This window comes from Gleimia hominis, assembly GCF_002871945.2.
GTDB classification, from domain to species: Bacteria; Actinomycetota; Actinomycetes; order Actinomycetales; family Actinomycetaceae; genus Gleimia; species Gleimia hominis_A.
Window position 1 is genome coordinate 1770270 of sequence record NZ_CP126963.1, and the last position, 14142, is coordinate 1784411.

The 14142-nt window shown below is 53.5% G+C and carries 14 protein-coding genes and 2 tRNA genes; 14 read left to right on the plus strand and 2 right to left on the minus strand.

What is annotated here, in order from left to right; genetic code table 11:
- Positions 1-15: 15 nt before the first annotated feature.
- The 9 genes from recF to CJ187_RS07805 all read left to right on the plus strand — a co-directional run bounded on the left by recF (position 16) and on the right by CJ187_RS07805 (position 9622).
- The gene (gene recF, locus CJ187_RS07765) at positions 16-1284 is read left to right on the plus strand and encodes a DNA replication/repair protein RecF (RefSeq protein ID WP_102217003.1); all 1269 of its coding nucleotides are present in this window, start codon (positions 16-18) and stop codon (positions 1282-1284) included.
- Positions 1277-1993 (plus strand): DUF721 domain-containing protein, encoded by a 717-nt coding sequence (locus CJ187_RS07770; RefSeq protein WP_158237755.1) that lies wholly within the window; start codon positions 1277-1279, stop codon positions 1991-1993. The genes recF and CJ187_RS07770 overlap by 8 nt, the downstream gene beginning before the upstream one ends.
- 277 nt (positions 1994-2270) lie before the next feature.
- On the plus strand, positions 2271-4298 hold the full coding sequence (gyrB, locus tag CJ187_RS07775; protein WP_102217005.1) for a DNA topoisomerase (ATP-hydrolyzing) subunit B: 2028 nt from the start codon (positions 2271-2273) through the stop codon (positions 4296-4298).
- 91 nt (positions 4299-4389) lie between these two features.
- Positions 4390-6975, plus strand: coding sequence for a DNA gyrase subunit A (gyrA, locus tag CJ187_RS07780; protein ID WP_269843598.1), 2586 nt, complete (start codon positions 4390-4392; stop codon positions 6973-6975).
- Positions 6975-7385, plus strand: coding sequence for a DUF3566 domain-containing protein (locus CJ187_RS07785; protein ID WP_102217007.1), 411 nt, complete (start codon positions 6975-6977; stop codon positions 7383-7385). The genes gyrA and CJ187_RS07785 overlap by 1 nt, the downstream gene beginning before the upstream one ends.
- Positions 7386-7528: 143 nt before the next feature.
- Positions 7529-7605, plus strand: a tRNA-Ile gene (locus CJ187_RS07790).
- 44 nt (positions 7606-7649) lie between these two features.
- Positions 7650-7725: transfer RNA gene (locus CJ187_RS07795), tRNA-Ala, on the plus strand.
- Positions 7726-7902: 177 nt separating this feature from the next.
- Complete coding sequence (locus CJ187_RS07800) at positions 7903-8298, plus strand: DoxX family membrane protein (RefSeq protein WP_102217008.1); 396 nt, start codon at positions 7903-7905, stop codon at positions 8296-8298.
- A 340-nt stretch (positions 8299-8638) separates the two neighbouring features.
- The gene (locus CJ187_RS07805; protein ID WP_102217009.1) at positions 8639-9622 is read left to right on the plus strand and encodes an NAD(P)-dependent oxidoreductase; all 984 of its coding nucleotides are present in this window, start codon (positions 8639-8641) and stop codon (positions 9620-9622) included.
- A gap of 201 nt (positions 9623-9823) precedes the next feature.
- On the opposite strand, the gene CJ187_RS07810 is transcribed toward CJ187_RS07805, so the two are convergent.
- Complete coding sequence (locus CJ187_RS07810; protein ID WP_199171114.1) at positions 9824-10492, minus strand: YtxH domain-containing protein; 669 nt, start codon at positions 10490-10492, stop codon at positions 9824-9826.
- Between the two features lie 169 nt (positions 10493-10661).
- Between CJ187_RS07810 and CJ187_RS07815 the strand changes: the two genes are divergently transcribed.
- Together CJ187_RS07815 and CJ187_RS07820 are read left to right on the plus strand one after the other, a co-directional pair.
- Positions 10662-11183, plus strand: a complete 522-nt coding sequence (locus CJ187_RS07815) for a peptidylprolyl isomerase (protein WP_102217010.1) — start codon at positions 10662-10664, stop codon at positions 11181-11183.
- Between the two features lie 16 nt (positions 11184-11199).
- A complete protein-coding gene (locus CJ187_RS07820) occupies positions 11200-11958 on the plus strand; it encodes a rhomboid family intramembrane serine protease (RefSeq protein ID WP_102217011.1) in 759 nt (252 codons plus the stop codon).
- A gap of 154 nt (positions 11959-12112) precedes the next feature.
- Here CJ187_RS07820 and CJ187_RS07825 read toward each other — a convergent pair whose 3' ends face one another.
- Positions 12113-12370 carry a cell division protein CrgA gene (locus CJ187_RS07825; protein ID WP_102217012.1) on the minus strand — a complete coding sequence of 86 codons (258 nt, stop codon included), beginning with the start codon at positions 12368-12370 and terminating at the stop codon, positions 12113-12115.
- Positions 12371-12506: 136 nt separating this feature from the next.
- Here CJ187_RS07825 and CJ187_RS07830 point away from each other — a divergent pair, with 136 nt between their 5' ends.
- From CJ187_RS07830 to CJ187_RS07840, 3 genes are read left to right on the plus strand one after another with little or no spacing between them, the layout of a single operon-like run.
- Positions 12507-13238, plus strand: coding sequence for a DUF881 domain-containing protein (locus tag CJ187_RS07830; RefSeq protein WP_102217013.1), 732 nt, complete (start codon positions 12507-12509; stop codon positions 13236-13238).
- Between the two features lie 44 nt (positions 13239-13282).
- Positions 13283-13972 carry a class E sortase gene (locus CJ187_RS07835; protein WP_233187388.1) on the plus strand — a complete coding sequence of 230 codons (690 nt, stop codon included), beginning with the start codon at positions 13283-13285 and terminating at the stop codon, positions 13970-13972.
- Positions 13973-14125 (plus strand): hypothetical protein, encoded by a 153-nt coding sequence (locus tag CJ187_RS07840; RefSeq protein ID WP_199171115.1) that lies wholly within the window; start codon positions 13973-13975, stop codon positions 14123-14125.
- The last annotated feature ends 17 nt before the right edge of the window (positions 14126-14142 follow it).

The window sequence follows — 14142 nt, forward strand, 5'->3', positions numbered from 1 at the left end:
CAAGAATAATTCTCAGTGTTTGTTTCTCACATAGCACTCGACGATTTCCGCTCTTACCGCCACGCAGTACTGGAATTCCAACCAGGAACAACAGTACTGTTGGGCGCAAACGGGCAGGGAAAAACGAATCTGGTGGAAGCACTCGCATACCTGTCTAGCTTTTCTTCCCACCGCGTCGCAGCCGACACTGCACTTGTGCGCGCTCCCATGCCCGGCGAGAATCCAGTGCCCGGAGCTGTAGTTAGAGCGAAATCCCACAGCTTGGGGCGCGAGCGGGTAATTGAGCTAGAGATTATTCGCGGTAAAGCTAACCGCGGGAGAGTGAACCGCAACTCCGTTCGCCCCCGGGACCTGCTGGGTCTGGTTCGCACCGTCGTATTTGCACCTGAGGACATGGAACTGGTGACCGGTGACCCGGGAGCGCGCCGACGCTTCCTAGATGATCTGGCGGTGCAGCTTTGGCCCGCTTATTCCTCATACAAATCTGACTACGACAAGGTGGCGCGTCAACGCGGGGCGCTACTAAAACAGCTTGGAAAGCAAAAACGTCGAGGGCAACCAGTGGACCCGGCGACGTTAGAAGTGTGGAACAAACCTTTCATAGAATCCGCCAGCGCTGTTGTGAAGTATCGAACCCAACTGGTCGAGCTGCTAAAAGACCCGGCTCACAAGGCACACGAAACGGTATCTGAAGCTGCGAGAGAACTGTACCTATCGTATGAAAGCTCATTGAGTGCGGTAGACGGAGTTGACGGAATAGAAGGATATGAGGATCGACTGGCGAGCGCACTAGCGAATGTAGCAAAACGCGAGATTGCGCGTGGGGTTAATCTAGTTGGACCGCATCGCGACGATCTGCAGCTGCACCTGGATCATTTGCCGGTGAAAGGGTACGCGTCGCACGGGGAGTGCTGGTCGGTGGCGTTAGCGCTGCGCTTGGGCGCATTTGAAGTCCTCAGTAAAGATCGGCGCACTGGTGAAGTGGACCCGCCGGTGCTGATCTTGGATGACGTGTTCTCTGAACTTGATGCGGCTCGCAGAAGTGCCTTACTGGAAGTCATAGAACGCGCGGAACAAACCATTATTACCGCGGCCGTGGGTACCGATCTACCCGAACAGATCCAAGCACACACAGTTAGCGTGGTCTGGGATAAAAACCAGGGAACACAGTTACAAACCGTAGACAGGGTTGACACTGGGCCGGCGGATAACGCTGGTGCCCATGTAGATAGCGGCGCCCACGTAGATAGCGCGGATGCGGGTAGTGGTGACCGCGATGAATAAACACCACCGGTCCAGTGAAAAAGCGCAGAAAGAATCGGAAGTATCTGACCTGGGCATTAGCAGCGCAAATCGGACGGAGCCAAAGAAGGAGCCGACGATAGAACAGAAGACTGAGGAGGGGGCGGAGCAAAAGCCGGAAAACCTTGCTGCAAGCGCATTACAAAAGCAACGGGAACTGGCGCGTAGCAAGGGGCAGTTTCCGCGCTCTGCATCTGCGCTGGCACGCAGCAAATCTAACTCCCAGTCTAAACAGCATGGCCCCAGCGCTGGTGCGGGTCCAAACGCGGAAAACAAAGGTTGGGTAACGCGCCCAGGCATGGCATCTTCAAAACTAGGTACCGGGCGATCACGATTTGACCCCCAGCCACTAGCCAACGTACTGGGGAATATGAGTAGCCACTTGGGTTGGACGCGGATGCTGTCGGTGGCCTCCATTGCTGCGCATTGGACGCGGATTGTTGGGCCTAAGAATTCGCAGCACTTAAAAGTAGAGAGTTTTAATGAATCCGTCCTCGTTGTCCGCGCCACCTCAACTGCGTGGGCGAACCAAATGCGGATTCTGCTTCCTACCGTGCAAAGACGGATTGATGAGGAACTGGGCAGCGGCATTGTAAAACAGGTGATTATCCGCGGCCCAGCGAACCCTAAATGGGTGAAAAAAGGTGGTTGGCGCGTACCTGGCAGAGGGCCGCGAGACACTTATGGCTAGCTGGTTTGAGCACGGTTTTATGGGTGGATCTACATCACATTTTTGCCTGCGTTAAGAGCGCTTTGGAACGCGGGAAAGGCCCGCAAAAATGGTAAAATAATAGCGGAAAAATAATAGAAAAGACAGCTGTAATATTCAGTTTCAACACCCTTGAGAATCGAATCGGCTGCACGGTTTCTAGCGCAGGTGAACCGGTGGGCAGCAGTGGGTTTCGAAGGCTGTTTACAAACTAGTTAGCAGCCCGGCTTGGGCTAAAAGGATTGTGAGGGAGGTCAGTTTGTCTGACCAGACAATACACGCCGCGCAGGAACATACGTATGAGGCGGCTGATATCACGGTACTCGAAGGTTTGGAGGCCGTTCGTAAACGCCCCGGTATGTACATCGGGTCCACCGGTGAACGCGGCTTACACCACCTGGTTTACGAGGTTGTCGATAACTCTGTAGACGAGGCTCTAGCGGGCTACTGCGATCACATTGAGGTGACGATCCAAAATGATGGGGGCCTAAGGGTTCAAGATAATGGACGCGGTATTCCCGTTGACATGCACCCGACCGAGGGGCGGCCCACCGTTGAGGTCATTATGACTGTGCTGCACGCCGGCGGTAAATTCGGTGGCGGTGGATACGCGGTTTCCGGTGGTTTGCACGGCGTTGGTATCTCCGTGGTGAATGCCCTGTCAAAACGCGTTGATACGGAAGTGCGCCGGCAAGGGTATGTTTGGCGGCAATCGTTCGGTAATGGCGGGCACGCGGTTACCGAACTGAAGCGCGGTGAAGAAACAGACCAGACGGGCACATCCCAGACGTTCTACCCGGACCCAGAGATTTTTGAAACCGTAGAGTTTTCTTTTGAAACCTTGCGGCAGCGCTTCCAACAGATGGCTTTCTTAAACAAGGGTCTGCGCATTACCCTCACGGATGAACGCGAAGGCGTGGTTGACGAAGGTGACGAAATAGCCGGTGAGGTGGGTGAGGACCAGCCGGAGACACCGAAAGGCTTCCGTCAGGTCTCCTACTGCTACGAAAACGGCTTGCGCGACTACGTAGAAACCCTGAATGCGTCAAAAAAGTCGGATGTAATCAACGACGACATCATTGACATTGAGGTGGAAAACGACACCGACACGATGTCGCTCGAAGTAGCCATGCAGTGGACCACGGCCTACTCGGAATCAATCCACACCTACGCGAACACGATCAACACCACGGAAGGTGGTACCCACGAAGAAGGGTTCCGCACCGCGCTGACGACTGTGGTTAACAAGTATGCGCGCGAGAAGAACCTGATTAAAGAAAAGCGGGAGAACCTTTCGGGTGACGACATCCGTGAAGGACTCACAGCCGTCATCTCGATTAAGCTCACCGAACCCCAGTTTGAAGGGCAGACCAAGACGAAGCTGGGGAACACGGAAGCGCGCACGTTCGTGCAGCAGCAGGTGTACCAGCGGTTCGGAGATTGGCTGGAGCAACACCCCACCGATGCGAAAGCAATTATTTTGAAAGCACTTTCCGCTCAGGATGCGCGTTTGGCAGCGCGGAAGGCGCGCGAGGCTACTCGGCGCAAAGGAGTGCTCGAGTCGGCGTCCATGCCGGGTAAGTTGCGGGACTGTTCGTCGCGCAACGCAGCTGAGTGTGAGATTTTTATTGTTGAGGGTGACTCCGCCGGTGGCTCCGCGGTACAGGGCCGTGATCCGCGGATTCAAGCGATTCTTCCGCTGCGAGGGAAAATCCTCAACGTGGAAAAAGCCCGGGTGGATCGCGCATTGGATTCGCAGGAAATTCAAGCTCTCATCGCCGCTCTAGGTACCGGTATCGGTGAAGAATTTGACCTGTCAAAACTGCGTTACGGCAAGATTATTTTGATGGCGGATGCGGATGTGGACGGGCAGCACATCACGACGCTGCTGCTTACCCTACTATTCCGATACATGCGGCCAATTGTTGAGGCGGGGCACGTGTTCTTAGCACAACCGCCGCTGTACCGGTTGAAGTGGACGAATGCTCCACACGAGTTCGTGTACTCCGATAGGGAACGGGACGAGCACCTGCGGGACGGTAGCGAGGCCGGTTGGCGGCTACCAAAAGAAGGTGGCGTACAGCGGTACAAGGGTCTTGGTGAAATGAACGATCAAGAACTGTGGGAGACCACGATGGACCCAGAAAAACGCACTGTTAAACTCGTGGAATTGTCTGAGGCGGCTTCGGCTGATGAGGTGTTCTCACTACTCATGGGGGACGACGTAGAAATGCGCCGCGCGTTCATTCAACGCAATGCGCAAGACGTTCGTTTCCTAGATATTTAGACAACAATGTCAATTGTGGTAGAGCTTGGAGAATGGATTAAGAGTGAGTGAAGGTAACGAAATAAACCACGGGGCAGACGCTAATACCGAGATTGAAGGACCGGTAGCACATAAAGTTTCCGTAGTTGACATTGAGTCGGAAATGCAGCGTTCCTACCTCGACTACGCAATGTCTGTGATCGTGGGGCGGGCACTGCCGGAAGTGCGAGATGGGTTGAAACCCGTGCACCGGCGGATCCTGTATGCAATGTACGACGGCGGGTACCGGCCGAACGCCGGTTTCTACAAGTGTATGCGCGTAGTTGGGGACGTCCTCGCTCACTTCCACCCACACGGTGACGCAGCCGTTTACGGTGCCCTCGCGCGCCTAGTACAACCGTGGAACATGCGTTACCCACTGGTGGCTGGGCAAGGTAACTTTGGTTCCGCCGGGAACCTCGGGCCCGCTGCCCCGCGTTACACCGAATGTAAAATGGCGCCCCTGGCAATGGAAATGGTGCGCGACATCGACGAAGATGTTGTGGATTTCCAGGATAACTACGACGGGCGCGCCCAAGAACCCACAGTTTTACCTTCGCGTTTTCCAAATCTGTTGGTAAATGGGTCTGAAGGCATCGCGGTTGGTATGGCCACGCGGATTCCGCCGCATAACCTTCGGGAAGTGGCAGAAGGGGTGTTCTGGTACCTCGACCACCCGGAGGCCACTCGGGAAGAGCTGCTTGAGGCTTTACTGAAGATTATTAAGGGCCCGGATTTCCCAACGGGCGCTACGATCCTGGGGCGCACAGGGATAGACAAAATGTACCGCACGGGCCGCGGGTCGATTGTGCAGCGGGCGGTAGTGAACGTGGAGGAGATCCACAACCGGCAGTGTTTGGTCGTAACTGAACTCCCATTCCAGGTCAACCCAGACAATCTCGCGGCGCGGATTGCGCAGCACGTTAAAGAAGGAACGATCCAGGGGATTTCGGACATTCGAGATGAGTCTTCTGGGCGTTCTGGTCAGCGGCTCGTGATTGTGCTGAAGCGTGACGCGGTTGCGAAGGTGGTTCTCAACAACCTTTACAAGCGCACGCAGCTGCAGGATTCGTTCCCAGCGAATATGCTCGCGCTCGTTGACGGGGTGCCGCGCACTTTGTCACTAGATGGGTTTGTGCACTACTGGGTTAAGCACCAGATGGACGTGATTGTGCGGCGCACCAAGTTCCGCCTGGCGAAAGCGTTGGAGCGGCTGCATATTTTGCAGGCCTATTTGAAGGCATTGGATGCGCTCGATGAGGTTATTGCCTTAATCCGCCGCTCCCCCACGGTTGAGGAAGCGCGTACCGGTTTGATGGGTCTGTTGGATATTGATGAGGTTCAGGCAGACGCGATTCTTGCTTTGCAGCTGCGTCGGTTGGCTGCTCTGGAGCGGCAGAAGATTCTGGATGAGCATGCGGAGTTAGTTAAACGCGTGGAGGATTTGCGTGAGATCATTGCTCAGCCAAACCGGCAGCGCCTGATTGTGCGTGAAGAACTAACGGGGATTGTGGATAAGTACGGGGATGAGCGCCGCACCCACATTTTGCCCTTCAGTGGGGAAATGAATGATGAAGACCTGATTCCTGAAGAGGAAGTGGTGGTCACCATAACCCGTGATGGGTACGCGAAACGAACCCGCGTGGATAACTACCGGTCGCAGCACCGAGGTGGGCGCGGTGTGCGGGGCGCTAAGCTGCGGGAGAATGATTTAGTGGAACACTTCTTCGTCACTTCCACACACCGCTGGCTTCTTTTCTTCACTAACTTGGGGCGGGTGTACCGCATCAGGGGGTATGAGCTGCCGGAAGGTGGACGTGATTCGCGCGGTCAGCATGTTGCGAACCTGTTGGCATTCCAACCTGGTGAACAGATCTCTAACGTGCTCGCGATTCACGATTATGAGCAGGCAGATTACTTGTTGCTTTCCACTCGGTCTGGGTTGGTTAAGAAGACGCGTTTGGAGGAGTATAACTCGCCCCGCACTGGTGGTTTGATTGCGATTAATTTGCGTGAGGATGAGGACGGAAACCTGGATGAGTTGGTTGGGGCTGCCCTTGTGAACGCGACGGATGATGTGATCCTCGTGTCTCACGATGGTCAGTCTTTACGGTTCCACGCAGATGATGAGCAGGTGCGGCCAATGGGGCGTGCTACGTCTGGTGTGCGGGGCATGAAGTTCCGCGATGGTGATTATCTGCTGGCTATGCAGGTGGTGGAACCGGGGTCGGATCTGCTGGTGGTTACCGAGGCTGGTTTCGCGAAGCGTTCCGCGATCGATACGTATCCAACGCGTGGCCGTGGTGGGTTAGGTGTGAAGGTTGCGAATCTGGTTGAGGACCGCGGTGGCCTGGTTGGTGCTTTGAAAGTCAGTGAGGACGATGAGGTACTGGTGATTATGGCTAGTGGTAATATCGTTCGTTCTGCGGTTTCGGAGGTGCCAAGAACGGGGCGGAACACGCAGGGAGTTACGTTTGCTCGTCCTGGGGATCATGATCGGATTATTGCGGTTGCCCGTAATTTGGATACGGATCTAGATGATGAGGACGCGCAGGAGCCCGTGGCTGTTGAAGATGAGTCGGAATCAGTAGAAACTGTTAACACGGAATCTCAATCGGAAGACGTTGTGGGTTCGGACCCGCAAAATGAGGAGGCGTAATGAGCCAGAAGAACCAACCGCCCGTAGCTGAGGTGGAGAACGCGGCTCACACACCCAGGCAGATTCAGCTGGCGGTTACGCGCATCGACCCGTGGACGGTTATGAAGGTTAGTTTTCTACTGTCCGTTGCGGTGGCGATCGCTGGCGTGGTGGCCACATTGATTGTGTGGTTGATGCTCGATGGTATGCACGTGTTTTCTGAGATTGAGAAGTTCTTAGCGTCTTTGGGTGCGAAGTCGTTTATGGGCATGATGAATTACTTGAGGCTGCCACAAGTTATGTCTATGGCGACCCTTATCGGGGTGGTTAATATCGTGGTGTTAACTGCCCTGTCCACGGTATTATCGCTTGTGTATAACCTCGTTACCGCGTTGGTGGGGGGTATTAAGATCACTTTGATGGACGAGTGATTAGCGTGGCTAGCAGCCGGTGGATTTCAGTGTGTGCAGTTGTTTCACCGCTCCAAATGACTGGGTGGTGCAACTCACTGTCATCGGTTTGATTCGCGTGTGGTAACTTGTGTAACCTTTATTCGTGCGATACGCCGCTAGGCGGGCCCGTAGCTCAGTTGGTTAGAGCGCTTCCCTGATAAGGAAGAGGTCGCTGGTTCGAGTCCAGCCGGGCCCACCAAGCTAAGTTCGTACACCACATCATCGGGAAAATACTTTCCCAATGGGGCTATGGCGCAATTGGTAGCGCACCTGCTTTGCAAGCAGGGGGTTAGGGGTTCGAGTCCCCTTAGCTCCACCAAGTGGAATTTGCTAGAACCCGTTCGAGAGTAAACCGGACGGGTTCTTTGTTTGTGAAGTGATAAATCAGTGGTACTAACCGGTTCCAAATGTCGACTTCATCGAGGAACGATACTGGATTTCACGCGGTTAAACCCTTGGTTTCCAGTTAGAATTAGAAGGGGGAGAAAGGAAAACTATGTTAAGTAAACTAACGGATTTTGCTGGTCGTTTAGCGGTGGCTCCAATTTTGATCGTGGGTGCCAAGAGCGCGCTCGATAATGCGGAAGCATTAGCCCCGATGATTAAAAAGCAGATGGAACAGGTCGGTTTGAGTGATCTACCGGTGGAAGCGTCCTCACTGGTTAAGTTCAATGCTTACGCACAGATGGCTGGTGCGGCGGCTTTGAGCCTGGGGATATTTAAACGAACCGCAGCAGCGGGGCTAGCAACATCCCTAGCGTTAACTACTGTGGCAGGCCACCAGTTCTGGTCAGAAGAAACAGAGGAAGCGGCGAACGCGCAGAAACTCCACTTCTTCAAGAACCTAGCGATGATCGGCTACATGGTTTCAATCGCAGGTAGCGATAAGTAAAACAGTAGTTAAGTAAAACAACAGTTTTACGCACAAACGCCCACCGCATTTTTAGCGGGTGGGCGTTTTTCGTATCTTCAAAACGATGTTTTCTCACCTCAATGAGAGCTGATTTCCGCTCTAAAACAGGCTTACTTGTTTCCTCCTGAGGTACCCCCACACACCTAAAGAGTCGGATGTTGTCAATACAGTCAGCTCATATTTGAAGAGTTGCTAGGACCTCAAGAAAACGAACTAAAGTCTGATTTGGAAGGCTTTTTTCCGTGCTATTAATTACTTGACTAATAATCACTTGGTTAACTGAATAATCTGTCGAACTTGTGACCTGGAAAGGAAAAAGATGTCAGATCTGATCGCCTTTGGCGTGCGCCCAGATGAGAAAGCGTTCTTTGAACAGTATGGGAAAGAACACGGGCATACGATTCGCCTCATCCCTCAGGCATTAAATCGCGACAATGTAGGTGAACTTAAAGGTTATGAGGGGGCGTGCGTACTCGAATCAATCTTCGATGAAGCACTCCTAACGGATATTCACGCCAACGGTGTAAAATATCTTGCGCTGCGTTCAGTGGGATACGATTCCGTCGATGAGAACGTGGCAAAACAGCTGGGTATAAAGGTTTCTAACAGTTCTTATTCACCCGCTTCGGTAGCGGAGTTCGCGGTAATGCTGATCCTTATGACGATGCGTAAAGCCCGCCAGATAACGCGGCATTCAGATATCCAGGATTTTTCTTTGAACGGTTTAGATGGGCATCAGCTATCGAACTCCACCGTCGGGATCATTGGAGCGGGAAACATTGGCGCCACCGTAGCTCGGTGCCTGTCCGGGTTCGGCTGTGAAATCCTTGCGTACGACCCATATCCAAACGAATCCCTCAAGAGCCTCGTGGAATACGTGGAACTAGACGAACTATTGCAACGCAGCGACGTGATCACACTCCACACCCTGTACACCGGTGAAAACTATCACATGCTCGGCGAAAGCGAGTTCAACCTAATGAAAAACGGGGTATGCCTAGTGAACTGCGCGCGCGGAGAACTAATCGACGGACATGCGCTAATAGACGCGCTAAAAAGCGGAAAAATAATGAGCGCGGCCTTGGATGTGGTGGAAGGTGACCAGCCGCTGTTCAACAGTAACTGGAACAACGAACCGATTCAGGATGACATTATGCGCAGCCTGAGGTCCTTCCCGAATGTAACGATCACGCCGCACATCGCGTTTTACACGGCGAATGCGGTAAAAGAAATGGTGGACCACGCGCTAGACAATTTGATTGAGTTCATTAATACCACCGAAGCCACAAACCGAGTTATCTAAATTAGAATTTCAGAATGTGGCGTGAAATGCTTTGGGTGCGGGTGAAAGCTTTGGGGTGAGGAAAACTCTAAGGTGGGGAAACTCTCAGGGGGAGAAGAAGCTTTGGGGGCGGGTGAAACACCCGCCCCCATTACTGCATTCAATTATTACGGTTACTGTCAATTACAGTCACTGTAGCCAATCGGCTTATTAGCGCTTATCCTACTTGTTGTTAAAAGAATCCTTAACAGAATCCTTCACGTCTTTAGCAGTGTCTTTAACGGACTCGCCAGCTTCCTTGGCCTTGTGTTTGGCTTGCGTGGCTGCACCCTTTACCTTATCTGCGGTTTCGTCCGCTTTCTCACCGGCTTTATCCGCGTTAGAAGCGTCTTTCCCAGCCTCCTCTTTGTGAGCTGGTTCCGTAGTGGTCTGCGCATCCGCATCTAGGTCCGCCCAGTACTCTTCTGCCCACGGATCCTCAATCGGCTGGCTGCGACGCCACAGCAAATACCCCGCACCAGCAACCGCGGTGCCCAACAGCGACCAACCCAGGCACTTCGCGAACCGGTGGTTCTTCTTAACCGGTTTCGACAACGACTTGCGGGTAGCATCCCCAGCGCGCTGCGCACGCTCCATCAAAGTGCCGTCCTTAGCAGCTGCCTTCCGGGCTTCCTTCGAAGCTTCCTCAATGCGCGGCAGGTAGTCGTCCACCACCTTCTCGTGAACATTATCCAAGTAGGGACGCGCCTTCTGCGCAGCTTCCTCTACCTTCGGAGCTGCCCACTCGTAACCCTGCTCAGCTAGATCTTGTGCCCGAGCGGCCCATTCCTCTGCATGACGCAGAGCAGCGTCCTTAATAGCTTCAGTGTCACGGTCAAATTTCTTGCCCATGTGCAATCCTCTCAATCGAACGAGTACTAAGCCATCTCGATAACAAATGGCGACACTAACTCTATTGTGCCTTGAAAAAGCCGTGAATGCACGGGAATTCTGTTTCACTTAGCGCGATACCCTCACGGCAAAGCAGACATAGACAGTTAAATCTGGGAAACTGGACACTATGAAAGCAACTATTCATACGAACAAAGGTGACATTCGCCTCGAACTATTTCCTAACCACGCGCCAATAACCGTGCAGAACTTCGCGGAACTCGCGGAAGGAAAACGGGAATGGACCCACCCGGGAACCGGAGAGAAAACCACTGCTCCTCTTTACGACGGTGTTATTTTTCACCGCGTAATCCCCGGTTTCATGATTCAAGGTGGTGACCCCCTAGGGGTTGGTGTGGGTGGCCCTGGATACCAGTTCGACGACGAGATCCACCCCGAATTGAACTTCAACGAACCCTACGTGCTTGCCATGGCAAACGCGGGTAAACGTGGTGGACACGGCACCAATGGATCACAGTTCTTCATCACTGTTGCACCCACACCACACCTGCAAGGTCACCACACGATCTTCGGGAAAGTAGTGGACGAAGAATCCAAAGCAGTGGTGGATGAAATCGCGAACGTATCCACAGGGATGAACGACAAACCCGTCGAAGACGTTACCATTTCCACCATTGATATAACCGAGTAACCTCAGGCTGAAAAACTTGAGTTCCTATAACAATCTAAGCGGACTACGCGCAGCCACGGTCACGCGAACCATCCTCGTTGTGACCGTGGTTGTGTCCGCATTCACCCTAATCACACGCCTCCCCATCCCCACTGGCGCGCTGGGGGAACTGGCTAACAGCACTCTAAACTACCTCGCCTACCTACCAATAATGGGTTGGTTGAGGCCCTGGACACTGCTTACCGTAGTGCTCGTGCACGGTGGGATAATCCACTTGGCGTTAAACATGTTTACGCTCTACGTGGTTGGTCCGTCAGTAGAACAAGCGTTGGGTGGCTGGAGGTTCACCGCCCTGTACCTTATTTCTGCTCTAGGAGGTTCAGTCACGGTCCTTCTGTGGGCCGTTGTAGAAGCAATCACCAGTTCCAGATCAGGAGCGCTACTGACGTGGAACGTAGGTGCTTCTGGCGCGTTATTTGGCCTGTTCACCGCCATATACATACTGCAGCGTCACGCGGGAATGAACACCAGAGCCATCGTCGTGCTGCTCGCAGTGAACCTCATCTACGGGTTCATGGTGTCTAACGTTTCGTGGCAAGCACACCTGGGCGGTATGATTACCGGCGCCATCACCACGTGGCTACTTGTAAAAGTGGGGAACAAAAAACAGTACAACGGGCCGAGGCAGCTGCGCCGCGCGCACATCCTCACTCTCGTGGGAATTACATTAGTGCTCACATTACTAGCCGCAGGACTCTACTGGTACATTGGCCTGCCGCAACTAGCGTTAGGGTAGGTCTGGCCAGCCGAGAGGTCTGCTGGGCGCTTGGACTAGTTGGACTACTCTTCCTCATCCCCGCAATCATAATCAGCACTCGACCCCCGTCAGCCAACCACAATGTAAAATAGGCAATCCGACAAAGCAGCAACCAAGTTACAACAGCTTCGAGTTAACGCCACCTCAGGGTCATTAGGAACCCAACTAGTAACAAGCCAACTCCGCACGCCGTATTCCAACTACCAATCGCGGGAATCGGGTAACGGGCACCGGTCATGTAGGTGATAACCAGCCAAATCAAACCCAGAACGAGGATGGTGCAGAACGCGGGAGCCCACCAGCTGGGTGACATTGGGATCCCATCGGTCCAATGCTTAATCTCATTATCATCCTCATTATGCTTCTTCTTGCGCTTACCTGACTGTGCCACGAGTGTCCCTTCCGTAACCTTTAAGGTTAGCCCACTACAGTTGAACTGCCTCAAGATTCTTTAACGTGCATAGCGTATCAAGAAGTAAGGGCCTGTAAGTAAACCACGGACCATTATGAACATGAGGGGGTGAACGGTGGAACAGCCAGCGGCGAACAACGATCGACGCGGTGCGTCAAAAAAAGTAACAGCCATGCTCGCACGATTCCTCGTTCCCGCATGCGCCGGTCTGTTGTTCATGCTACCCCACGGTGATCCCCATGGAACCGCGCGGTACACCGGCACCGATGTGCATGCCCTCGTGATGAAAAAACAGCAGGTCGTAAACCAAATCAAAACTGAAAACCAGCAGCTACGCGGTGAACTAACAACACAGCTGAACAAACAGCTGGAAAACCAAGGGCCGGCAAATGCAACGGAACCCAGTGTGCCCAGCGGAATAACCGGATCCGGAATAACCGTGACGCTAACGGACGCGGTGGTTCCCGATACGCTGCCGAAAGACACGAACGTGGACGACCTCGTAATACACCAACAAGACATTGAAGCGACCCTGAACGCACTCTGGACCGGAGGGGCAGAAGCTGTGAGCGTGCAGGGAAACAATGTGACCATGACGTCCACAATCCGGTGTGTTGGCAACGTGATTAACATCGACGGGCACCTGTACTCACCCCCATACGAGATCAGCGCAATCGGCAACAACGCGCAGCTACACCGCGCACTTAACAACGACCCTCAAATACAAGTCATTCAAGCATATGTGGTGCGATACGGCCTAGGGTTTAGCGTTAAAGACAATAGTGAGATTACGATTAAGACGCCAGAAAAAATGGCGGAACTAAAGTATGCGAAAGCGATGGAGTAGGTATGCCCAGACACACAGCAGTTGCTGAAAAATCAGGACCAAGCATGTTGTCGCGTATCATCGGTGTGATCGGCGAGATTCTGATTACAATCGGCCTGATCCTCGGCCTGTACGTGTTCTGGCAGCTGTACTGGACCTCTTGGCAGGTTTCCGACAACCATCCAGCGGCAGTGGCACAGTTCGAAAAGAACCTCAAGCCAGCAAGTGAAAAACCAGGGGAAGAACGCTACGACGACCCACCCGAGTTCGACCGGGTAAAACACGGTGAAGTCATGGGAGTTCTACACAACACTAAATGGAACATGCAGATCCCCGTCGTGGAAGGCACGGACCAAAGACTGCTCGACCTGTCTTACGCAGGCCACTACGACACCACTCAACAACCCGGGGAACTAGGTAACTTCGCGATGGCGGCGCACCGACGCACCTACGGTAACTCCTTCAGGCGCATCGACATCATGAAACCCGGTGACCGCATGGTATTCGAAACCCCAAAAGCATGGCTCGTTTACGAAGTAACAGACCACGAGATAGTGGACCCCGACGCCGGTGAAGTGCTTAACCCAGTACCCCACCAGTGGGACGTGCAGCCAAAAGACCGGCTCATGACCCTCACAACGTGCCACCCCGAATTCGGCAACTCAGAACGCTACATTCTGTACTCAAAACTCCACCACTGGGTGCCACGCGACACCGGTAAACCAGCGGAACTACTCGGAAAGGCAGCGAAGTAAATGTACGGTTGGATTTTCAAACACCTGCCCGGCCCGAAATGGCTGAAGGTCATCGAATCGATAATACTGATCCTCGCGGTCGCGTACGCGCTCCTAGAGTGGGGTTTCCCGTGGGCACAAGAATACTTCCACCTAGGAGACGCCACCGTTTAACTAGTTCAGCCCACCGT